Below are 21773 nucleotides of genomic sequence, written 5' to 3'. Positions count from 1 at the left end.
ACCCGTGCCGCCCCCGCCGCCCGCGCCCACTCCGCCCCCGCCGGCACCGGTGTCGCTCTCCAAGGTCACCCTGACCAAGGAGGCGCCCACCGTCTCCCTCGCCAAGCAGGGCGGCACGTCCGGCGCGCTGCGGGTGAACCTCAACTGGGAGGTGCGCAAGCAGTTCCGCGGCTGGGGCGCCAAGCTCGGGCGGGCCGTCGCCCACCACTCCGACCTCGACCTGGACCTGTGCGCCCTGTTCGAGCTGTCGGACGGCAGCAAGGGCGTCGTCCAGGCCCTCGGCAACACCTTCGGCGACCTGCGCCGGCCCCCGTACATCCACCTCGACGGCGACGACCGCACCGGCGCGGTGTCGACCGGCGAGAACCTCACCGTCAACCTCGACCACCGGGACGCGTTCCGCAGGATCCTCGTCTTCGTCACCATCTACGAGGGCGCGCGCAGCTTCGCCGACCTGCACGCGACGGTCACCCTGACCCCCCAGCACGGCGCGCCCGTCGAGTTCTTCCTCGACGAGTGCACCGTCCCCTCCACGGTCTGCGCCCTCGCCCTGATCACCCGCCAGGGGGACGACCTGGTCGTCCAGCGCGAGGCCCGCTACCTCGTCCCGGAGCGTGGCGTCAGCCCCCAGCGGACCGTGGACCGGGCCTACGGCTGGGGCATGAACTGGACCCCGGGCCGCAAGTAGCGGCGACTACCCCTCCGGAGCGGCCCGCGGGGCGGGGTAGGTGCGGCCCTTCCAGGCCGCGCCCCGCCCCCGGTGGTGCCGCAGCGCGGAGTCGAGGGTCATCAGCAGGTAGAGGAAGGCCGTCACGGGCAGCAGCACGGCCCCCCGCAGCGGCTGCCGGTAGTAGCGCAGCATCGGCACGTACGTGGCCGCCATCGCCGCCCACGCCGCGCCGCCCGCCCACGCCGCCACCGGGTCGCCGCCCGCGACCCCGGCCGCCAGGCACAGCGGGGGCGCCAGGTACACCACCGACAGGCCCGTGACGGTGGCGGCCAGCACGGCGACGCTGTGCCGCAACTGCGCGTACGCGCTGCGCGCCACCATCCGCCACAGGTCCGCGAGCCGCGGGTAGGGGCGCACGCTGTCGACGTGGTCGGCCAGCCCCAGCCAGATCCGCCCGCCCGAACGGCGCACCGCGCGTGCCAGGGCGACATCGTCGATCACCGCGCCCCGGATCGCCCCCGGCACCCCGGCGCGGTCGGCCGCCGAGGTCCGCAGCAGCACGCACCCGCCCGCCGCCGCCGACGTGCGGGCGCCGTCACGGTTGATCCACCGGAAGGGGTACAGCTGGCCGAAGAAGTAGACGAAGGCCGGGACGACGAGCCGCTCCCACCCGCCCGCCACCCGCAGCCGCGCCATCTGCGACACCAGGTCGAGCCGGTGCGAGGTCGCGGCCGCCACCAGGCGGCGCAGGCTGTCCGGCGCGTGCGCGATGTCGGCGTCCGTCAGGAGCAGGAAGTCCGGATCGCCCTCCCCGCGCGCCACCGAGACGCCGTGCCGCACCGCCCACAGCTTGCCCGTCCAACCGGGCTCCGGCGGCCCCGGGCTCACCACGGTCAGCGGCAGCCCGCCGCCGTGCCGCCACGCGCACCGCTCGGCCAGGGCCCGCGCCAGGTCCCCCGTACCGTCCGTGCTGCCGTCGTCGACGAGGACGATCCCCGCCCGGCCCGGGTAGTCCTGCCGCAGCAGTGACGACAGGCTCACCGGCAGGACCTCCGCCTCGTCCCGGGCCGGGACGACGACGGCCACGGACGGCCAGGCGGCCGGCTCGCCGCAGCCGCGGGGGAGGCGCTGGTCGGTACGCCAGAACAGGCCGTGCCCGAGGAGCAGCCACGCCCACGCGGCACACGAAACAAGGGCGATCCACGCAATCACGCTCATTCGCCGCAGTCTGCCCCACACCGGGGCGCCTGCGGGGACGGTCGGCTAGGGTGACCGGGTGAAGATCGCGCTCATGGACTCCGGGATCGGCCTGCTGGCGGCGGCCGCCGCGGTGCGCCGGCTGCGGCCGGACGCCGAGCTCGTGCTCTCCTCCGACCCCGACGGGCTCCCCTGGGGCCCCCGCACCCCCGAGGACGTCGCCGCACGCGCCCTGGCCGTGGCCCGCGCCGCCGCCGCCCACGCGCCCGACGCGCTCGTGGTCGCCTGCAACACCGCCTCCGTCCACGCCCTGCCCGCGCTGCGCGCCGAACTGGAGCCGGACATCCCCGTCGTCGGCACCGTACCGGCGATCAAGCCGGCCGCCGCGGGCGGCGGGCCCGTCGCCATCTGGGCCACCCCGGCCACCACCGGCAGCGCCTACCAGCGGCGGCTGATCGCGGAGTTCGCGTCCGGCGTGGACGTCGCCGAGGTGCCCTGCCCGGGGCTCGCGGACGCCGTGCAGTACGCCGACGAGCGGCGCATCGACGCGGCGGTCGCCGCGGCGGCCGCGCTCACCCCGCCCGGCGTCACCACCGTCGTCCTCGGCTGCACCCACTACGAGCTGGTCGAGGAGCGCATCCGCGCCGCCCTCCGCCCGGTCACCGGCCGGGACGTCGCCCTGTACGGCTCGGCGCACGCCGTCGCCGCGCAGGCCCTGCGCCGCGTCGGCGCCGACCCGAGGCCGTCGGCCGCCGGTCCCGTACCGGGCGGTGCCGCGCTCACCGTCCTCCTCAGCGGACGCCTCTCCGCCCTGCCCCCCGAGGCCCTGGCCTACCCGGAGGGCCACCTCCTGCTCGCGACCACGGCGGCCGCCTGACGACTGCCCGGCCCGACTGTCCGACCCCTCACCCGGACGCCCCGGACCGGGGGCCGCGCCGGCCACGGCTCGGTAGGCTTTCGGACCATGAGGGAGCCGGAGAGGACCCCGCCCCGCGCCGAGCTCCCCTCCCGGGACTTCGCGGCCGTGCCGGAGACCTGGAAGGGGCGCGCGACCAACCGCGCGCAGTGGCTGCTCGCCGCGGGCGGCGCCGCCTGCCTCGCCCTCGGTGTCGTACTGGCGGCCGGCGCCGCGTGGACCGCGGGCGTCATCGCCGTGCTGATGGCGGTCGTCGGATGCGTCACCGTCGGCCTTCTCGTCCTCTTCGGGACCCTCGCCTTCGTCCACGTCGAACTCACCGTGGACCGGCACGCCCTGGAGGTGCGCTGCGGCCACCTCGGGCTGCCGCGCCGCCGGATCCCGCTCGACCACGTGGTCGGCGCCGAGTTCGACCCCCGGGTCACCCCCCGGCACTGGGGCGGCTGGGGCTACCGGTGGCGCCCGGAGCAGGGCACGGCCGTCGTCGTACGCCGCGGCGAGGGCCTGGTCCTGGCCCTCGGGGACGGCCGCACCTTCACGGTGACCGTCGACGACGCAGAGACCGCGGTCCGGGTCATCCGCCACCGCCTGCACCTGCGCCGCGGGTCGGCCGAGCCCTGACAGCCGCGCCGGCCGGTGCGTGGCGGCCCCGCCGCCCCTCCACCCCCCCCCGCCCAGGTCGCCCCCGGCCCCCGCCCGACCAGGCCGCGCACCGCCCCGCCCCGGGCCCTCCCGCCGCCGTCCCCTTCCCCGGCGCGCGCCGACGCGCCGTAGACTCCGGCAGGTGAGCGCCACCATGACCCCCCTCGCCGTACCCGGCCCCCCCGAGCAGGGGGAGACCCGTCGAGGACGGTGGCTGCGACGGCTCGTACGGCCGGGGACGGCGCTGCTGTCCGGGGCCGTCCTCTTCCTCAGCTTCCCGCCGCGGCCCCTGTGGTGGCTGGCGCCCCTCGCCTTCGCCCTCCTCGGGCGGACCCTGCGCGGCCGCCGCCCTAGGGCCGGGTTCGGCCTGGGGTTCCTGACGGGCCTCGGCTTCCTGCTGCCGCTGCTGGTGTGGACCGGCGAGGAGGTGGGGCCCGGGCCGTGGCTGGCGCTGGTCGCCGTCGAGTCGCTCTTCGTCGCCGCCACCGGCCTCGGCGTCGCCCTCGTCACGCGCCTGCCCGCCTGGCCGCTCTGGGCGGCCGCCGTGTGGGTCCTCGGGGAGGGGCTGCGCGCGCGGGTGCCGTTCGGCGGCTTCCCCTGGGGCAAGATCGCGTTCGGGCAGGCCGACGGGGTGTTCCTGCCGCTCTCCGCGGTCGGCGGCACCCCCGTCCTCGGCTTCGCCGTCGCCCTGTGCGGCTTCGGCCTGTACGAGGCCGTCCGCGTGGCCCGCCAGCGCCGCACCACCGGTCGCCTGCCGCGCGGCCCGCTCGCCGCGGCAGCCCTGTCCGTACTCGTCCCCGTCACCGGCGCGGCCGCCGCCCTGCCGCTGGTGTCGACGGCCCCCGAGGACGGCACCGCCACGGTCGCCGCCATCCAGGGCAACGTGCCCCGCCTGGGCCTGGACTTCAACGCCCAGCGCCGCGCCGTCCTGGACAACCACGCGCGCCGCACCGAGCAGCTCGCGGCCGACGTCGCCGCGGGCGAGGTCGCGCGGCCCGACTTCGTCCTGTGGCCGGAGAACTCCTCCGACCTCGACCCGTACCGCAACCCCGACGCCCGCGCCGTCATCGACCGCGCCGTCCAGGCCGTCGGGGTGCCCACCGTCGTCGGCGCCGTCCTCACCCCCGAGACGGGCAGGCTGCGCAACACGCTCGTGCAGTGGGAACCCGGGCGGGGCCCCGTCGCCACCTACGACAAGCGGCACGTGCAGCCGTTCGGCGAGTACATCCCGATGCGTTCCGTCGTCCGCCTCTTCAACGAGGACGTCGACCGGGTCAGCCGCGACTTCGGCCCCGGGACGAAGGTCGGGGTCTTCGACCTCGCCGGCACCCGGGTCGGGCTCGCCACGTGCTACGAGGCGGCGTTCGACTGGGCGGTCCGCGACACCGTGACGCACGGCGCGCGGCTCATCTCCGTGCCCAGCAACAACGCGACGTTCGGGCGCACCGAGATGACCTACCAGCAGCTCGCGATGGACCGCGTGCGGGCGGTCGAGCACAGCCGGACCGTCGTGGTCCCCGTCACCAGCGGCGTCAGCGCGATCATCCTGCCGGACGGCACCGTCGTGCGGCAGTCGCGGCTCTTCACGCCGGACGCCCTGGTCGCCGAGGTGCCGCTGCGCTCCTCGCTGACCCCGGCGACCCGCCTGGGCGTCCTGCCCGAGGCGGCGCTCGCCGCGGTGGCCCTGGGGGGCCTCGGCTGGGCGGCGGTCTCGGTCCGGGCCGCGCGGCGGGGGAGGGCCGCGCCGAACGAGTAGGGTCGCCGTATGGGGACTCCCGACTTCATCAAGGCCCTCAGGGCGTCCGCCGGGCACCAGCTCCTCCTCCTGCCCGGGGTCACCGCCGTGGTCCTCGACGACGAGGACCGGGTGCTGCTGATGCGGCGCGCGGACGACGGCAGGTGGGCGCTGGTCGGCGGCATCGCCGAACCGGGGGAGCAGCCGGCCGTCACCGCCGTCCGCGAGGTGTACGAGGAGACCGGCGTCGAGTGCGTCGCGGAGCGGGTCGTCATGGTGGCGGCGCAGCCGGAGCCGGTCATCTACCCGAACGGTGACCAGTGCCAGTACATGGACATCGTCTTCCGGTGCCGCGCCACGGGCGGGGAGGCCCGCGTCCACGACGACGAGGCGCTGGAGGTCGGCTGGTTCCCGGCGGACGCGCTGCCGAGACTGCACGAGAGCCACCTGTTCCGGATCAAGCAGGCGCGTACCGACGGCCCCACATGGTTCGCCACCACCGGCACTGACTGAAGTATGGGCTCCGCCCACATCCGCAAGGAGAGTCGGGCTCCGTACGGTGCGCACCATGACTGCCCCGTCCCCGGCCACGCCCCCGCCCCCGGCGCCCGCCCCGACCACCGTCCCCACCGCGCCCACGACCTCCCTACCGCCCCCGTCCGCGGCCCCGGCTCCGTCCCGGGTCGCCACCCCCTCCGGACCGGTGGCGCTGGACCTGGCCGGCCGGACCGCGCTGGTCACCGGCGCCGCCGCCGGCATCGGCCGGGCGTGCGCGCTGCGGCTCGCGGCCGCGGGCGCCCGGGTGCGGGCCGTCGACCGGGACGCCGACGGCCTGCGCGCGCTGGAGGCCCAGGCGCGCGACCTGCCCGGGACGGTCCGGCCGCAGGTGCTCGACCTGGCGGACCTGGACGCGGCCGAGGCGACGGCCGCCGGTGTCGACGTCCTCGTCAACAACGCCGGGTTGCAGCACGTCCGGCCCCTGGAGGACTTCCCGCCGGAGGTCTTCCACACAGTGCTCACCGTCATGCTGGAGGCCCCCTTCCGGCTCCTCAGGGGCGCCTTGCCGCACATGTACGCCCAGGGCTGGGGCCGCGTCGTCAACATGTCCTCCGTCCACGGGGTGCGGGCCTCCGCCTTCAAGTCCGCCTACGTGGCCGCCAAGCACGGCCTGGAGGGGCTGTCGAAGACCGCCGCGCTGGAGGGCGCGCCGCACGGTGTCACCTCCAACTGCGTGAGCCCCGGGTACGTGCGCACGGCGCTCGTGGAGCGGCAGATCGCCGACCAGGCGGCGGCGCACGGCATTCCGCCCGAGCGGGTCCTGTCCGAGGTCCTGCTCAGGGACACGCCCCTGAAGCGGCTGCTGGAACCGGAGGAGGTAGCCGAGGCCGTCGCCTACCTGTGCACCCCGCAGGCGGCCTTCGTCACGGGCACGTCCCTGACGCTCGATGGCGGTTGGACGGCCCACTGAGCGCGCCGGGCCCGGCCGGCCGCAGCCGGACCGTCGTCCGCGGGTCTGGTGCACTCCGACACACGGCAGGTATCCCTGTGACCATGCCCGAACCCCGCACCCGCCCCTCCCCGGACGCCGACTCCGGCCCCGACGCCGACCCCGGCCCCGGCCCTTCCCCGGACGCCGACCCCGCCCACACCTCCGCCGCCCCGGACGACCGCCCCGCCCACCAGCCGGACGCCTACCTGGAGTTGCTCGCCCGCGGCGCGGCAGCGGAGGCGTACGACCGTCCGGTGCTCCTGGCGCGGGCGGGCGGGGCGGACGCCGCCGTGCTGGCCGGACTGGAGCGCGCCAAGCACCTGGCACTCCGGGTGCGCGCCGAGCTGGAGGGGCGCCGCCGCCGAGAGGCGGAGCTGTCCGCCCTGTTCGAGACCGCCCACGACCTGGCGGGCCTGCGCGACCTCGACGCGGTGCTCCGCGCCATCGTGCAGCGGGCCCGTTCCCTGCTGGGCAGCGAGGTCGCCTACCTCAGCCTCAACGACCCGGTCGCGGGGGACACGTACATGCGCGTCACCGACGGCTCGGTCTCCGCGCGCTTCCAGCAGCTCCGCCTCGCGATGGGGGAGGGCCTCGGCGGGCTCGTCGCGCAGACGGCCCGCCCGTACGTGACGGACGACTACTTCGAGGACGACCGGTTCCGGCACACCCGGGCCATCGACGCGGGCGTACGGGACGAGGGCCTCGTCGCCATCCTCGGGGTGCCGCTGTCCCTGGGCAGCCAGGTGATCGGCGTCCTGTTCGCCGCCGACCGGCGGGCCCGGGTCTTCGAACGCGAACAGGTCGCCCTGCTGGGGTCGTTCGCCGCCCACGCCGCGGTCGCCATCGACACGGCGAACCTCCTGTCGGAGACGCGCGCCGCCCTCACCGAGCTGGAGCGGGCCAACGGCATCATCCGCGACCGCAGCGGTGTCATCGAGCGGGCGTCGGAGGTCCACGACCGGCTGACGGAGCTGGTGCTGCGCGGGGGCGGCGTCCAGGACGTGGTGGAAGCGGTGTCGGAGGTCCTCGGGGGCACGGTCGAGTTCACCGAGGCGCCGCAACCCCGGGTGTCCGCCGACGGCCGCGCGGTGCTGCACGGAGCCGACTGGACCGCCGCGGTGTCGGCGGGCGGCGAGGTGTTCGGCGCGCTGGTCCTGCGGGGCGACGCGCGGCTCGACCCCGTCGACCGGCGGACCCTGGAGCGCGCCGCGATGGTGACGTCCCTGCTGCTGCTCGCCCGCCGTTCCGCCGGCGAGGCGGAACAGCGGGTGCGGGGCGAGCTGCTGGACGACCTGATCGACACACCGGACCGGGACCGGGGGCTCCTGGAGGAACGCGCGGCCCGGCTGAGCGCCGACTTCGACGTACCGCACGTGGTGCTCGCCGCGCGGGTGGACCGTCCGGCGGCGGAGGAGCACGCGCGGGCCGACCGGCAGCGGCTGTGGTCCGCGGCCTCCCACCTCGCCGCCACCGGCCGGGGCCTGGCCTCCCTCCGGGACGGCGGTACGGTCCTGCTGCTACCGCTGCGTGCCGGTGACACGGCGGCGTCGGTGGCCCGCCGAACCGCCCTCGACCTGGGCCGCACCCTGCGCGAGCCCGTCACCGTCGGTGCGTCGTGCGCGGTGGACGCGCCCGCCGCCGGCCCGGGTGCCATCGCCCCGGCCTACGCGGAGGCCCGCCGCTGCCTGGACGCGCTGGCCCTGCTCGGCCGCACCGGCGAGGGCGCCGCCGTCGAGGAGCTGGGCTTCCTCGGGCTCCTCCTGGCGGACACCCGCGACATCCACGGCTTCGTCGACCGGACGATCGGCCAGGTCATCGCCTACGACCGGCGCAGGGGCACCGACCTGGTCGGCACGCTCGACGCGTACTTCTCCAGCGGGATGAGCCCCGCCCGCACCAAGGACCGCCTGCACGTCCATGTGAACACCGTGGGGCAGCGCCTGGAGCGGGTGGCGCGGCTCCTCGGGGAGGACTGGCAGTCGCCCGACCGGTCCCTGGAGGTCCGGCTCGCCCTGCGCCTGCACCTGATGGCTCCGGCCCTCACCCGCTGAGGTCCGTGGCGCCCACGCGGTCGGGCAGCCGGGTATTCGTTGGCGTACCGCCCGGCCGAGCACCTATCGTCCTGCGCCATGATGCTGCGCGAGCGGGCGATCGGGCGGGCCGAGGCCCGGGTGGTGATCGCGGCCCTGGCCGCCTGGACGCCCGCGGCGCGCACCGGCGGGCCGCTGCACCCCGGGGATGTCGGTTGGTTCCTGCGCTTCGAGGAGCAGCCGGTCCGGTCCGCGCTGCGGCTGTGGTCCGACGCGTCCGGACCGGTCGCGGTGGGCCTGCTCGACGGGCCGGTGCTCCGCGTCGGCCTCGCCCCGCGGGTGGCCGCCGATCCGGCGCGGGCCGAGGCGCTGGCCGCCGCGTTCGACCGCGCGGCCGGCGACGGCGAAGCCTGGTGCGACCTGCCCGAGGGGTCACCGGTGGGCGGTGCGCTGCGGAGGCTGGGGTGGTCGGCCGATCCGGACGGGCAGTGGTCGGTGTTCGTCTGCGATGACGTGACGGCGCCGGCCGGTGCGGGGCAGCGGACGCTGGTGGTGGGCGAGGAGTCGGCCGCCGACCGGGTCGCGGTGCATCGGGCCGCCTTCGCGGGGTCCTCGTTCACGCTCGCCCGGTGGCGGGCGATGCGGGGCTCGGCCGCGGCGGGGCTGTGCGTGGAGTCGCTGGTGACGACGCCGGACGGTTCGCCGGCCGCGGCGGCGACGGGCTGGCTGGCCGGTGCTGGCCGGTGCGGGCTGCTGGAGCCGGTGGGTACGCACCCGGACCACCGCGGCCACGGGTACGGGCGGGATGCCGTACTCGCCGTCTGCGCCCGGCTGCGTGAGCGGGGCGCCGGCGCGGTCGCGGTCCTGACGCCGTCGACGAACACCGCCGCGGTGGCGCTGTACCGCTCGGCCGGCTTCCTGGAGGTGGCCCGGACGCGGGACTTCCGCCGGCCCGCCCGCTGACGGACATGACCGGATCCCCCCTCCCGGAGGAGTCGGCTCCGCCGCTTGGGTGGGAGCAGGCCCCGGCGCCCACCGGTTCCACCGGCCTGTGCCACCCACCCGCGCCCCGACCCCGTAGGGAGACCTCCGTGCCGCACAAGGGCACCACGGCGCTCGCCGCCGTCGCCTCCGCCGCCTGCCTGCTCCTGTCCGCGTCGCCCGCGCTGGCGGCGCCGGGCGACGTCACGACCGTCTGCGCCAGTGTGCTGACCCCCACCGGCCACGTCGACGTGAGCTGGGGGACCAGTCTTTCCTGCGGCTCGGGGAGCGCCCCGAACGTCAAGCAGATCAAGCAGCTCACCGGTCTGCCCGTGGGCACCACCGTCAACGCCTGCGCCTCCACCTACCAGCCGGCCGGCTGGGTGCAGACGAGTTCGTACTACACGAGCAGCTGCCGGTACTCCGTCGTGCCGAGCTTCAACCCGAACGCCTGGACGTTGAAGCGCGTCTCCTGACCACCGGCGGCGCCCGCGGCGCACCCGACTGCGGCGCCGGCCGCGGCGCACTGCCCCCGCGGCGGACCCCGCCGTGACGGACGAGGCCCGGGGCGGATCACTGGCCTGCCCCGGGCCCCGTCCGCCCCCGGGCGTCAGCGGGCGAACCAGCGCTGCGGTTCGGGGGCGGTGTTCTCGTAGATGTGCTTGGCCTGCCGGTACTCGGCGAGCCCCTCGTGGCCGAGTTCCCTGCCGATGCCGGAGCGTTTGAACCCGCCCCACTCCGCCTGCGGCAGGTACGGACCGAAGTCGTTGATCCACACGGTGCCGTGCCGCAGCCGCCGCGCCACGCGTTCGGCCCGGCCGGAGTCCCGGGTCCACACCGCCCCGGCGAGGCCGTAGTCGGTGTGGTTGCCGAGTTCGACGGCGCGGTCCTCGTCGGTGAAGCGCTCCACGGTCAGGATGGGGCCGAAGGTCTCCTCCTGCACGATGCGCATGTCCTGCGTGCAGTCGTCGAACACCGTCGGCCGGTAGAAGAAGCCGTCGGCCAGTTCGGGTTCGTCCGGGCGTCTGCCGCCGGCGACGAGTCGGGCGCCCTCCTCGACGCCCAGCCGCACGTAGGACTCGACCTTGTCGCGGTGCTCGGCGGAGACGAGCGGGCCGCTCTCGGTGTGCTCGTCGAGTCCGTTGCCCAGGCGGATCCGTTCGGTCCGGTGGACCAGTTCGGCGACGAACTCGTCGTGGAGGGAGTCCTCGACGATGAGCCGGGTGCCGGCGGAGCACACCTGCCCGGCGTGGAAGAACACGGCGGTCAGGGCGTGGTCGATCGCGGTCTCGACGTCGGCGTCGGCGAACACGATGTTGGGGTTCTTGCCGCCGAGTTCGAGGGCGACGTTCTTCACGGTGTCGGCGGCCGTCCGCATGATCATCTGGCCGGTCGACAGGCCGCCCGTGAAGGACACCAGGTCCACGTCGGGGCTCTCCACCAGCGCGGCGCCGGCCGTCGCGCCCGCGCCGAGCACGAGGTTGACCACGCCGGCGGGCGCGCCCGCCTCCTCGATCAGCCGCACCATCCGGACGGTGGTCAGCGGCGTCACCTCGCTGGGTTTGATCACCATGGTGTTCCCGGCGGCCAGCGCCGGGGCGACCTTCCACGACGCCTGGAGCAGCGGGTAGTTCCAGGGGGTGATCAGCGCGCAGACGCCGACCGGCTCGTGGACGACGCGGCTGCGGATCCTCGGGTCGCCCGCGTCGACGATCCGACCGGTGTCCGCCTCGGCCTGACCCGCGTAGTAGCGGAAAACCGCCGTCACGTCGTCGACGTCGATGCCGCTCTCGACGAGCGTCTTGCCGGTGTCGAGCGTTTCGAGGCGGGCGATCTCCGCCCGGTCGCGCTGGAGGTACTCGGCCGTCCTGTGCAGCAGTTCGGAGCGCTGCCGCGGGGTCCAGGACGGCCAGGCGCCGCGGTCGAACGCGGCCCTGGCCGCGGCCACGGCGGCGAGGGCGTCCGTCCGGCCGCCCTCGTCCACGGTGGCGACCACGGACCGGTCGTAGGGGTTGAGGATTTCCCGCGTGGCGCCGCTGGACGCGGTCGTCCACTTTCCGTCGATAAAGAGACTGGACGTGGCAGTCCTTCCCCGGTTGAGCCGAATGCAGCTGCACCGTTGTGCGCCGGAATTCCCCGCCGTTTAAGTTAAGCGCGTGACGCCGGGTGGTGCAATGAATGCGAGGAGCGGAATGGGCCGGACGGAGTACGACTACATCATCGTCGGCGGGGGATCGGCAGGATGCGCGCTGGCCAATCGGCTCAGCGCGGACCCGGAGAACCGGGTCCTGGTCCTGGAGGCCGGCCGGCCCGACTGGGTCTGGGACGTCTTCACGCACATGCCCGCCGCGCTGACGATGGTCATCGGCAACCGCTTCTACGACTGGTGCTACGTGTCGGAGCCCGAGCCGTTCATGGACGGCCGGCGCGTCAGCCAGGGCCGGGGGAAGCTGCTCGGCGGATCGAGTTCCATCAACGGGATGATCTTCCAGCGGGGCAATCCCCTGGACCTGGAGCGCTGGGCGGCCGACCCGGGCATGGAGACGTGGGACTACGCGCACTGCCTGCCGTACTTCAAGCGCATGGAGCACTGCGTGGCCGGGGCGGACGAGTGGCGCGGGCAGGGCGGCCCGCTGTGGCTGGAGCGCGGTCCGGCGCAGAATCCGCTGTTCAGCGCGTTCCTGGAGGCGGCGCAGCAGGCCGGCTACCCGCTGACCTCGGACGTCAACGGCTACCGCCAGGAGGGCTTCGCCCGCTTCGACCGCAACATCCGGCGGGGCCGGCGCTGGTCGGCGGCGCGGGCCTACCTCCATCCGGTGAAGAAGCGCCCGAACCTGACCGTCCGGTGCTTCTCGCAGGTGGACCGCGTGCTGTTCCGCGGCAAGCGCGCAGTGGGGGTGGACTACCGCCGGTGGGGCCGGGAGCGCCGGCGGGCCCTCGGCGGTGAGGTGATCCTCTGCGGAGGGGCCATCAACACGCCGCAGCTGCTCCAGCTGTCCGGGATCGGCAACCCCGACGAGCTGCGGCCGCTGGGCGTCGAGATGGTGCATGAGCTGCGCGGTGTCGGCGAGAACCTCCAGGACCACCTGGAGGTCTACGTCCAGCACGCGTGCAAGCTGCCGATCTCGTACAACCCGTCGCTCAAGTGGTCCCGGCGGCCCGCGATCGGTCTGCAGTGGCTGCTCTTCCGCACCGGACCCGCGGCGACCAACCATTTCGAGGCGGGTGGTTTCGTACGCGGAAACGACGTGGTGCGCTATCCCAACCTGATGTTCCACTTCCTGCCCATCGCGGTGCGTTACGACGGTACGCCGGTGGACGCCGAGCACGGATACCAGGTGCACATCGGGCCCATGTATTCGGATGTGCGCGGGTCGGTGAAAATCACGTCCCGGGATCCGCGGGTGTATCCGGCGCTGCGGTTCAATTACCTGTCCACTCCCAACGACCGGAAGGAGTGGGTGGAGGCGATCCGCGTCGCGCGGGACATCCTGTCCCAGCCGGCGTTCGCCCTCTACGACGGGGGCGAGCTGTCACCCGGCCCCGGGGTCGAGACGGACGAGGAGATCCTGGAGTGGGTCGCCCGCGACGCGGAGACCGCGTACCACCCCTCCTGCACCGCCCGTATGGGTGTCGACGAGATGTCGGTGCTGGACCCCACCTCGATGCGGGTGCACGGTGTCGAGGGGCTGCGGGTGGTGGACGCGTCCGCGATGCCGTACCTCACCAACGGGAACATCTACGCGCCGGTGATGATGCTCGCCGAGAAGTCGGCCGACCTCATCCTCGGCAACACCCCCCTGCCGCCGGCCACGGTCGACTTCCACCGGCACAGCACCCAGGAGAGCTGACACCTTGTCCATCGACGGAGGAAGCGGCGGCGCGTCGGAACCGCAGGACCCGGCGGCGGCGGTCACCGGCCCGGGACGGGAGAGCAGGCTCAAGCCCGTCGTCTTCTTCGGGGCGTCCGCGCTGATCCTCGCCATCTCCATCTGGGCGATCGTCACGCCGTCGGGCGCGGAGCACACCATCGGCGTCGTGGTGGACTGGATCTCCTCGGTGTTCGGCTGGTACTACTTCCTCGCCGCCACCCTGTACCTGCTGTTCGTCGTGTACGTCGCGGCGTCCCGGTACGGAGCGATCAAACTGGGGCCGCAGCACTCCACCCCCGACTACGGGCTGTTCGCCTGGGCGACCATGCTCTTCGCGGCGGGCATCGGCATCGACCTGATGTTCTTCTCCGTCGCCGGACCGGTCAGCCACTACCTCGCCCCGCCCGAGGGCGACCCGCAGACCGTCGAGGCGGCGCGGCAGGCGGTGGTGTGGACCCTGTTCCACTACGGCATCACCGGCTGGGCGATGTACGCGCTGATGGGCATGGCGCTCGGCTACTTCGCGTTCCGCTACCGGCTTCCGCTCGCGATCCGGTCGGCGCTGTACCCGATCATCGGCAAGCGCATCCACGGCCGGATCGGTGACGCGGTGGACCTGGCGGCCATCATCGGCACGGTCTTCGGCATCTCCGTGTCGCTGGGCATCGGCGTCGTGCAGCTGAACTACGGGCTGACGTTCCTCTTCGGCGTCCCGCAGGGGACGGCCGCGCAGATCGGCCTGATCGCCGTCGCCGTGGTCCTGTCCACGGTGTCCGCCGTGGCCGGTGTGGACCGGGGCATCAGGCGCCTGTCCGAGCTCAACGTCGTCCTCGCCGTCGTCCTGATGCTGTACATGCTGTTCGTCGACAGCCCGCTGCGGATCCTCAACAGCCTCATCCTCAACATCGGCGACTACGTCAGCCGCTTCCCGTCGATGACGCTGAACACCTTCGCCTACGACCAGCCGACCGACTGGCTCAACGCCTGGACGCTGTTCTTCTGGGCCTGGTGGATCGCCTGGGCGCCGTTCGTCGGGCTGTTCCTGGCGCGGATCTCACGCGGCCGCACCATCCGGCAGTTCGTCGCGGCGACCCTGGTCATCCCGTTCCTGTTCACGCTCACCTTCCTCTCCGTCTTCGGCAACAGCGCGCTCGGCCTCGTCCGGGCCGGCAACACCGAGTTCGGCGAGACCGCCGCCAACGCGCCCGAACAAGGCTTCTACGAACTGCTCGCGCAGTTCCCCGGAGCCACCTTCAGCGCCGGTCTTGCCACCTTCGTCGGGCTGCTGCTCTACGTCACCTCCGCGGACTCCGGCGCCCTCGTGATGAGCAACCTCAGCTCGCACCTGCGCACCCCGTTGACCGACGCTCCCGCGCTCGTGCGCGTCTTCTGGGCGGGGGCGACCGGTCTGCTGACCCTCGCCATGCTCCTCGTCGGGGGCGTGCAGGCGCTGACGGACGCGACGATCATCATGGGCCTGCCGTTCTCGTTCGTGATGTTCCTGATCATCTGGGGCCTGTACAAGGCGCTGCGCATCGAACGGATGCGGGAGGACGCGCTGACCACCACCCTCCCCTCGTCGCTGTCGGGGCGCATGGTGCAGGGCGGCCGGGGCGTGGAGTGGAACTGGCGGCGGCGCCTGGCCAGGGCGATGAGCTTCCCCACCCACCGGGCGGCGGTCAGGTTCGTCGACGAGATCTGCCACCCCGCCTTCGACGACGTCGCCGCCGAACTGGCCCGGCAGGGCGCGCAGGCGTCGGTCGAGGAGGGGACCGACGAGGCGAGCGGCCTGCCGCACCTGGAACTGCGGGTCCCGATGGGCGGGGACGAGGTCTTCATCTACCGGGTGTGGCCGGTCGAGGTGCCCACCCCGGCGTTCGCCACGAAGGTGGTCACGGAACACGACACCTACGTGCGGTTCGAAGTGCACCTCGCGGACGGCAGCCAGGGCTACGACGTGATGGGCTACAGCAAGGAGCAGCTCATCGGCAACGTCCTCGACCAGTACGAGCGGCACCTGGAGTTCCTGCGACTGCACCGGGAGGCCACCTCCCGCTCGGCCCTGCCCGACCACCGCCCCGACACGGCCGAGGCCCACCTCCCCGACCAGGACGTCTGACGCCGGACACGGTACCGGGACGTCATCGGAGGGGCGGGTGGGGCCTGAGAGAGTAGGGGGTATGGCCATCCTTCGTCGTCGGAACCACGTCACGGTGACCGGTGACCCCTCGGGGCGGGCGGTCGCGCCGGCCGCCGCCACCAGCGAGGCGATCGCCGGCTTCCCGCGGCGCCTGCCCTGATGTGCAGCACCGGGCGGCAGCCCGACCCGCAGGGCGGGGAGTCGGCGGCGAACGCGCTGTTCGCCGCGCTGCTGGAGGACAGCGCGGAGGAGCTGTACGAAGGTGCGCCGTGCGGGTACCTGTCCACCTTGATGGACGGCACCGTCGCGAAGATCAATTCCAGGCTCCTCGGCTGGCTCGGCCTGGAGCGCGGGGCGGTGGTGGGCCGCATGCGGTTCACCGACCTGCTGACCGTGGGCGGGAAGCTGTACCACGAGACGCACTTCGCACCGCTGCTGCGGATGCGAGGCGAGATCAACGGCGTCGCCCTGGAGATCGAGCAGGCCGACGGCGGGCGGATGCCGGTCCTGGTCTCCTCCGTCGTCAAACGCGGCGTCAGCGGCGACCCGCTGCTGATCCGCACCACCGTCTTCGACGCCCGGGACCGCCGCTCCTACGAACAGGAACTCCTGCGCGCCAGGAAGGCGGCCGACGAAGCCCGCCGGCAGGCCGAGGCCGACCGGAGCCGGCTGCAGGACGTCCTCGCCGTGCTCCAGCAGTCGCTGCTGCCCGCCACCCTGGCGCGGGTCCCCGGAGTGGAGACGGCCGCCCACTACCGCACCGCCTCCCCGGACCAGCTCGGCGGGGACTTCTACGATCTGTTCCCCATCGACGGCACCCGCTTCGCCTTCTTCCTCGGCGACGTCTGCGGCAAGGGCCCCGAAGCGGCCTCGGTCACCTCCCTGGCCCGCTACACCCTGCGCGCCGCCGCCCTGCACGACCCCGACCCCGTCTCCGCCCTGTCGACCCTCAACGAGGTGCTCCACGAGCGCTACTCCGGCAGCGACCCCCGGTACTGCACCGCCATCTACGGCGTCCTCGAACCCGACCCCGCCACCGGGCGCGTCCACGTGCGCCTCGCCTCGGGCGGCCACCCCCCGGCCCTCGTCCTGCGCGCCGGCGGCACGGCCGACTTCCTGCCCACCCCCGGCGGCCTCCTCGTCGGGATCCTCCCCGCCGCCCACTTCGCCACCGCCGCCACCACCCTCACCCCCGGCGACACGCTCCTGCTGTACACCGACGGCCTCACCGAGGCCCGCACCGGCGAGGACCGCACTGCCCTGTACGGGGAGGAGGCCCTGCGCGCCTTCGCCGCCGGCCGCGCCGGCGAGCCGCCGCACGCCGTCATCCGGGCCCTGACCGGACTGCTGGACGACTTCGGCGACGGCCTCGACGACGACACCGCCCTGCTCGCACTCGGCATGCCGGCCCACGCCGCCGCCCCCGACACGGGAACCGCCGGATGAGCGCACCGAAGACCAGCACCCGGGACGGCGCCGCCGGCCCCGTTTGAAGATCGTCGGTCACCTGGACCACGCCGCCGCGGACGAGCTGCGGGAGCCGGCCGCCGCACTCGCCCTCCGGCCGGGCCGGCGCCCCGTCGTGGACCTCGGCGGCACGGAGTACCGCGACTCCGGCGGCACCACCGCCCTGCTCGTCGTCCGCGACCACGCGATCGCCGCCGACGCCGATGTCGCGCTCGCCGCGGTCCCCGACCACACCATGGGCGTGCCGCAAGTCGTCGGGCCGGAGCACGTCTTCGCCCTCCACCCAGGCGGCGAGGCCGCCGACCGGCACTGACCGGCGCCCCGCCCCGGCCTGACCGGAGCTGACGGTCAGTCAGTGCGTCGGCGGCCCGCCCCCGTCCGCACGCGGCCGACGCACGTCGAATCCGTGACGGTCCGCGCCGGACGGCGCGCCGCGCGCCTATCCTTGACCCGGCGAAAGCCGCAGCCGCCGGGAGGGGCGCCTGCCGCGCCGCCCGACAGGCGGGGCAGCGCGGGTTCGTGAGCCTTCCCGCGCCGTCGGCCGCCACGCCCTCGCCCGCCACCCGCACCTCAGGGGAGACGCACTGTCCGGCGCAAGCACCTCCAGGCCCATGGCGCTCTCCGCCCTGCCGTTCGGCGTCATGGCAGCGGTGGCGGCGGTCGACGTCACGGCGGGACCGGGCGTCGGCTTCCTCCCGCTGGTCGCGCTCGGACCGGCGTTCGCCGGCATCGTCGGGGGATGGCGCCGTACCGCCGCCATCGGCGCGGTCGCGCTCGGCCTGTGCGCCGTACTGGCTTGGTACGACGGGCTGTTGGACACCCGGCGCGGTGTCACCGCCATGGCCTCCGTCGCCGGGGTGACGGCGGCCGGCCTCGCGGCGGCCGTGATGCGCCAGCGCCGCGAAGCGGAGCTCGCCACGGTCCGGTCCATCGCCGAGGTCGCCCAGCGGGTGCTGCTCAGGCCGGTCCCCCGCCGCCTCGGGCACCTGTCGATCGCCGTCTCGTACACCTCCGCGACCGCCGAGGCGCACATCGGCGGCGACCTGTACGAGGTGGTCAGGTCACCGGGCGGTGTCCGGGTCATCGTCGGGGACGTCCAGGGCAAGGGCCTGGAGGCGGTGGAGACGGCGGCCGCCGTCCTGGGCGCCTTCCGGGAGGCGGCGCACGACGCGCCCGACCTGGCGGCGATCGGCGCCCGTCTGGAGAGGGCCGTCCGGCGCCAGGGGGACGGGGAGAAGTTCGTGACCGCGGTCCTGGCCGAGGTCGGTCCGGAGGACCGCGTCACCCTGCTCGCCTTCGGACACCCGCCGCCCCTGGTCGTCCGGCCCGACGGTTCCGCGGCCTTCGCCGAGCCGCCCGCGTACGCTCCGCCGCTCGGCCTGGACGACCAGACGCCGGACACCGCCAAGCCCTTCGAGGTGGCCCTCCCGCCCGGCAGCCGACTCTTCCTGTACACCGACGGGGTGACGGAGGCCCGGGACGGCGACGGCCGCTTCTACCCCCTGCACGAGCGGGCGGCGCTGCTCGGGGCCGGCGAACCTGGGGCCGCCCTCGACGCCCTGCGATCCGACCTCCTCCGGTACGTGCGGGGCCCCCTCCACGACGACGCGGCCATGCTCCTGCTGCGCCACGACGACCGCGCCCCCGCCGACCAGGGACCGTCCCGCCAGACGGCCGCCGCTCGGCACGGGCGGCTCCCGGCCCGCCCGGCACCCGGGCGGGCCGGCGACGCCACGGCCCGGCACGGATCCGGAACGGCATGTCTCGGCCCGCCCCGCCGGGGTACCCGTCCGGGCCCGTACCCGTACCGTCCGCCCACTGGAGCGACCCGCCGGGAGTGTGGTCATGAGCAGCGCCGAACCCAGCCGCGAGAAGCCGATCATCGTCGGCGTGGACGAGGGGCCGGGCCAGGAGCACCTGGTCCTCTTCGCCGCACGGGAAGCGGCGCTCCGCGGCCGACCCCTGCACATCGCGCACGCGATCCCGCTGCCGCTGAGCGGCCTGGTCGGCGGGCCCGACGACGGTGGCGAGGGTGGACCGGCGGCGCGCGAGGGGGCGCACCACCTGCGCCGCTTCGAGGACCTCGCACGGTCCGCGGTCCCCGAGGTGACCGTCGCGGGGGAGCTCCCCCTCGGGCACGCGGCGGCCGTACTGGTCGAGCGGTCCCGGGACGCGGAGATGATCGTGATCGGCCACCGCGGCAGCGGCGGCTTCCCCCGGCTCCCGCTGGGCTCGGTCAGCTGGCAGGTCGCCACCCACGCGCAGTGCCCGGTCATCGTCGTGCGCCCGGGGGCGGCCGAGGAGCCGGACCGGCCGGGGGCGGGCCGCGTCGTGGTCGGCGTGGACACCGGTGACGCCTCCCTGGACGCCCTGGACCTCGCCTACGTCGAGGCGGAGCTGCGCGGGGCCCGCCTGGAGCTGGTCCACGGCGCCTTCAGCCCCGGCATGGTCCCCACCGGCCCGATCGGCATGGTGCCCCCGGACTTCGCGACCCTGGACCAGGGCGCCCGGGACTTCCTCACGAAGGAGATCGACCGGCGGCGCCACCGCCACCCCGCCGTCCAGGCCGAGCTGCGCATCGAGCACACCCGCCCGGCGACCCTCCTCGCCGAGGCGTCGCGGGACGCCTCCCTGCTCGTCGTCGGCTCCCGCGGCCGGACCGGCCTGCGCCGGCTCCTCCTCGGGTCGGTCAGCGCGGAGGTCCTGCACACGGCCGAGTGCCCCGTCGCCGTGACCCCGGCCCCGGACGCCCTCGACGCCGCCCCGGACACCCCGGACGGCGGCTGAACCGCCTCCTCCCCGTGCCGGGGTGGCGGCCGGCACACGGCTTCCGCAAGGAGGGCGGCCGCATGAGCAGCACACCGTACGAGCACGCCGGACCGGTCGTGGCGGGGATCGACGAAGGCGTCCCGCACGCGGTCGTGCGGTTCGCGGCCGAGGAGGCCGCCCTGCGCCATACGGACCTGCGGCTCGTCCACGCCGTACCGCTCCTGGCCCCGGCCGACGACCATGTCCGTTCGCCGGAGTCCACGGCGCACGGCGCCGCCGTCGTGGAGGGCGTCGAGGAACTCGTCCACCTCCAGTACCCCGACGTGACGGTGACCGGTGAACTGCCGGTGGGGCACCCGGTCGGCACGCTCGTCGAACTCTCCGAGGAGGCGGCACTGCTCGTGCTGGGCCACCGGGGCGGCGGCTTCCCGCGCCTGCACACGGGGTCGGTCAGCCGGCAGGTCGTCACGCACGCGCACTGCCCGGTGGTCGTCGTCGACCCGGAACGGGCCGCGACCGCCCACCGGCCGCACGGCCCCGTGGTGATCGGGGTCGACGTCGACGACGTCTGCGACGAGGCGCTCGACCTCGGCTACGCGGAGGCCGACCGCCGCGGCGTCCCCGTGGACCTCGTGTACGCGGACGACGTGCGCCTCCTGTCCCCCGGCCCGGTCGGTGTGGTGCCGCCGGTCTTCGGCCTGCTGCCGCCCGGTCCGGTCGAACCGCTGCCGGAGGCCGACGCCGACCACGACGCGGCGAGCGGGATCCTGAACCGGGAGGCGTCCCGGTTCGCGGGCCGCTACCCGCAGGTGAGGGCCGACGCGCACGTGGTGCCCGGCCGCCCCGCCGACGTCCTGGTCGAGTGGGGGCGCGGGGCGACGGTGCTCGTCGTCGGCTCGCGCGGCCTCACCGGCCTGCGCCGCCTCCTGCTCGGCTCGGTCGGTGCGGAGGTGCTGCAGACGGCGCGGTGCCCGGTGGCCGTCGTCCCCGCGCCCGCGCAGGAGTGACGGCACCGAGGCCACCGCGACGGGAGGAGCGCCCCTCCCGGCCCGCGACCACCGGGCGCGGGCCTCAGGCGCGGACCGGGACACGGCGGTGGTCGCGCGCGTGGGCGGCGAAGACCTCCATCGGGTGCGCCTCGACGTGCGGGAACCGCTGCCCGAGGAGCGTCGCGAGGCTCTCCGGGTGGTGGGCCGGAAAGGACCCACTCCACGGGCTCACCCCCGCCCGTCCGTCGTGTCGCCCCGCCGGCTGCCCCGCGCCCCACGACCGTCCTGTGAGGACGCGGAGCCGTCCTCCACGTCGTAGACGAGGAGGCCGTCCGGTCGGAGCCGCACTCCCGGGGTGGGGGAGTGCGGCGTCAGGCGGCCGTCGTGCATGAGGTGGTCGACGGGGACCCCGCGCGCCACGACGGCGAAGTCGGCGATCAGACGGCGGTGGCACCGCCACCACACCGCCTCGCTGCACATCACCGCCGTGCGCTCCCGCGCCGCCTGCTCCAGCACCCGTTCCGCGCCGGCGACGAACTCCGGGGTGCGGGTGTGCCCGGCGTAGCCCCGGAAGGAGGCGTTGCGCCAGACCGTGTCGGGCGAGTCCGGTGCCGCTCTGCGAAATCCCCCCAGGTCCTGCTCCCACCGGTACGCGACGCCCTCCTCGGGCAGCCACTCGGCGAGCCGCTGCCGTGACATGTCCGGGTCCCGGCGGCTGCCGGGCGCCGTCCTGACGTCCACCACCGCCGCGACGCCGGCCCGGCGCAGCAGCTCCGCCAACGCCGACCGGCCGGCCGTGCCGTGACCGAAGGTGATCAGCTGCGTCATGGGTCCGCTCCCGGGTTCCGCGTACGGGTGCCGTGCTGTGCCGTGCTG

Annotated in this window: 18 protein-coding genes and 2 pseudogenes; 16 read left to right on the top strand and 4 right to left on the bottom strand. The window is 74.9% G+C overall.

Annotated elements, in window-relative coordinates:
- Positions 1–688 (top strand): annotated as a pseudogene (locus LPA54_RS26325) (Tellurium resistance); the annotation flags it as partial.
- A 6-nt stretch (positions 689–694) separates the two neighbouring features.
- On the opposite strand, the gene LPA54_RS26320 reads toward LPA54_RS26325, so the two are convergent.
- The gene (locus LPA54_RS26320) at positions 695–1888 is read right to left on the bottom strand and encodes a glycosyltransferase (RefSeq protein WP_228982110.1); all 1194 of its coding nucleotides are present in this window, start codon (positions 1886–1888) and stop codon (positions 695–697) included.
- 58 nt (positions 1889–1946) lie between these two features.
- On the opposite strand from LPA54_RS26320, the gene LPA54_RS26315 reads away from it, so the two are divergent.
- The 8 genes from LPA54_RS26315 to LPA54_RS26280 all read left to right on the top strand — a co-directional run bounded on the left by LPA54_RS26315 (position 1947) and on the right by LPA54_RS26280 (position 10136).
- Entirely contained in the window at positions 1947–2744 is a 798-nt protein-coding gene (locus LPA54_RS26315; RefSeq protein ID WP_228982108.1) for a glutamate racemase, read from the top strand.
- Positions 2745–2831: 87 nt separating this feature from the next.
- Positions 2832–3404, top strand: a complete 573-nt coding sequence (locus LPA54_RS26310) for a hypothetical protein (protein WP_228982106.1) — start codon at positions 2832–2834, stop codon at positions 3402–3404.
- 175 nt (positions 3405–3579) lie between these two features.
- Positions 3580–5181, top strand: coding sequence for an apolipoprotein N-acyltransferase (gene lnt, locus LPA54_RS26305; RefSeq protein ID WP_228982124.1), 1602 nt, complete (start codon positions 3580–3582; stop codon positions 5179–5181).
- A gap of 9 nt (positions 5182–5190) precedes the next feature.
- On the top strand, positions 5191–5673 hold the full coding sequence (locus tag LPA54_RS26300; RefSeq protein ID WP_228982103.1) for an NUDIX domain-containing protein: 483 nt from the start codon (positions 5191–5193) through the stop codon (positions 5671–5673).
- A 55-nt stretch (positions 5674–5728) separates the two neighbouring features.
- A complete protein-coding gene (locus tag LPA54_RS26295; RefSeq protein WP_228982100.1) occupies positions 5729–6628 on the top strand; it encodes a 3-hydroxybutyrate dehydrogenase in 900 nt (299 codons plus the stop codon).
- Positions 6629–6711: 83 nt separating this feature from the next.
- On the top strand, positions 6712–8700 hold the full coding sequence (locus LPA54_RS26290) for a GAF domain-containing protein (RefSeq protein WP_228982098.1): 1989 nt from the start codon (positions 6712–6714) through the stop codon (positions 8698–8700).
- A 78-nt stretch (positions 8701–8778) separates the two neighbouring features.
- On the top strand, positions 8779–9642 hold the full coding sequence (locus tag LPA54_RS26285; RefSeq protein WP_228982096.1) for an N-acetyltransferase: 864 nt from the start codon (positions 8779–8781) through the stop codon (positions 9640–9642).
- 128 nt (positions 9643–9770) lie between these two features.
- Positions 9771–10136, top strand: a complete 366-nt coding sequence (locus tag LPA54_RS26280; RefSeq protein ID WP_228982094.1) for a hypothetical protein — start codon at positions 9771–9773, stop codon at positions 10134–10136.
- Positions 10137–10270: 134 nt separating this feature from the next.
- On the opposite strand, the gene LPA54_RS26275 is transcribed toward LPA54_RS26280, so the two are convergent.
- Positions 10271–11767 (bottom strand): aldehyde dehydrogenase family protein, encoded by a 1497-nt coding sequence (locus LPA54_RS26275; protein WP_228982123.1) that lies wholly within the window; start codon positions 11765–11767, stop codon positions 10271–10273.
- Positions 11768–11852: 85 nt separating this feature from the next.
- Between LPA54_RS26275 and betA the strand changes: the two genes are divergently transcribed.
- From betA to LPA54_RS26240, 7 genes and pseudogenes are all read left to right on the top strand, one after another.
- Positions 11853–13511 carry a choline dehydrogenase gene (gene betA / locus LPA54_RS26270; RefSeq protein ID WP_228982092.1) on the top strand — a complete coding sequence of 553 codons (1659 nt, stop codon included), beginning with the start codon at positions 11853–11855 and terminating at the stop codon, positions 13509–13511.
- A 4-nt stretch (positions 13512–13515) separates the two neighbouring features.
- Entirely contained in the window at positions 13516–15651 is a 2136-nt protein-coding gene (gene betT / locus LPA54_RS26265; RefSeq protein WP_228982087.1) for a choline BCCT transporter BetT, read from the top strand.
- 180 nt (positions 15652–15831) lie between these two features.
- Entirely contained in the window at positions 15832–17118 is a 1287-nt protein-coding gene (locus LPA54_RS26260; RefSeq protein WP_228982086.1) for a PP2C family protein-serine/threonine phosphatase, read from the top strand.
- Positions 17119–17161: 43 nt separating this feature from the next.
- Positions 17162–17452, top strand: coding sequence for an STAS domain-containing protein (locus LPA54_RS26255; protein WP_228982084.1), 291 nt, complete (start codon positions 17162–17164; stop codon positions 17450–17452).
- Positions 17453–17750: 298 nt separating this feature from the next.
- A pseudogene (locus tag LPA54_RS26250) lies at positions 17751–18770 on the top strand (PP2C family protein-serine/threonine phosphatase); the annotation flags it as partial.
- 214 nt (positions 18771–18984) lie between these two features.
- Complete coding sequence (locus tag LPA54_RS26245; RefSeq protein WP_228982082.1) at positions 18985–19926, top strand: universal stress protein; 942 nt, start codon at positions 18985–18987, stop codon at positions 19924–19926.
- A gap of 62 nt (positions 19927–19988) precedes the next feature.
- The gene (locus tag LPA54_RS26240) at positions 19989–20915 is read left to right on the top strand and encodes a universal stress protein (RefSeq protein ID WP_228982080.1); all 927 of its coding nucleotides are present in this window, start codon (positions 19989–19991) and stop codon (positions 20913–20915) included.
- Positions 20916–20979: 64 nt separating this feature from the next.
- Here the strand turns inward: LPA54_RS26240 and LPA54_RS26235 are convergent, their stop codons facing one another.
- On the bottom strand, positions 20980–21129 hold the full coding sequence (locus tag LPA54_RS26235) for a hypothetical protein (RefSeq protein WP_228982078.1): 150 nt from the start codon (positions 21127–21129) through the stop codon (positions 20980–20982).
- Positions 21126–21725 (bottom strand): DUF488 family protein, encoded by a 600-nt coding sequence (locus LPA54_RS26230; RefSeq protein WP_228982076.1) that lies wholly within the window; start codon positions 21723–21725, stop codon positions 21126–21128. Before LPA54_RS26230 ends, LPA54_RS26235 begins: the two co-directional genes overlap by 4 nt.
- Positions 21726–21773 lie beyond the last annotated feature (48 nt).

It is taken from the genome of Streptomyces sp. DH12 (genome assembly GCF_020873895.1).
GTDB lineage: Bacteria > Actinomycetota > Actinomycetes > Streptomycetales > Streptomycetaceae > Streptomyces.
The sequence above is the reverse complement of the archived record's forward strand: the minus strand, read 5'-3'. Positions and strand labels throughout refer to the sequence as shown.

Excerpts from the sequence above, each read along its gene's own strand:
- LPA54_RS26320 (WP_228982110.1), bottom strand. The coding sequence starts at position 1,888 with ATGAGCGTGATTGCGTGGATCGCCCTTGTTTCGTGTGCCGCGTGGGCG.
- LPA54_RS26310 (WP_228982106.1), top strand. The coding sequence starts at position 2,832 with ATGAGGGAGCCGGAGAGGACCCCGCCCCGCGCCGAGCTCCCCTCCCGG.
- lnt (WP_228982124.1), top strand. The coding sequence starts at position 3,580 with ATGACCCCCCTCGCCGTACCCGGCCCCCCCGAGCAGGGGGAGACCCGT.
- LPA54_RS26300 (WP_228982103.1), top strand. The coding sequence starts at position 5,191 with ATGGGGACTCCCGACTTCATCAAGGCCCTCAGGGCGTCCGCCGGGCAC.
- LPA54_RS26295 (WP_228982100.1), top strand. The coding sequence starts at position 5,729 with ATGACTGCCCCGTCCCCGGCCACGCCCCCGCCCCCGGCGCCCGCCCCG.
- LPA54_RS26290 (WP_228982098.1), top strand. The coding sequence starts at position 6,712 with ATGCCCGAACCCCGCACCCGCCCCTCCCCGGACGCCGACTCCGGCCCC.
- LPA54_RS26285 (WP_228982096.1), top strand. The coding sequence starts at position 8,779 with ATGATGCTGCGCGAGCGGGCGATCGGGCGGGCCGAGGCCCGGGTGGTG.
- betA (WP_228982092.1), top strand. The coding sequence starts at position 11,853 with ATGGGCCGGACGGAGTACGACTACATCATCGTCGGCGGGGGATCGGCA.
- LPA54_RS26260 (WP_228982086.1), top strand. The coding sequence starts at position 15,832 with ATGTGCAGCACCGGGCGGCAGCCCGACCCGCAGGGCGGGGAGTCGGCG.
- LPA54_RS26245 (WP_228982082.1), top strand. The coding sequence starts at position 18,985 with ATGAGCAGCGCCGAACCCAGCCGCGAGAAGCCGATCATCGTCGGCGTG.
- LPA54_RS26240 (WP_228982080.1), top strand. The coding sequence starts at position 19,989 with ATGAGCAGCACACCGTACGAGCACGCCGGACCGGTCGTGGCGGGGATC.
- LPA54_RS26230 (WP_228982076.1), bottom strand. The coding sequence starts at position 21,725 with ATGACGCAGCTGATCACCTTCGGTCACGGCACGGCCGGCCGGTCGGCG.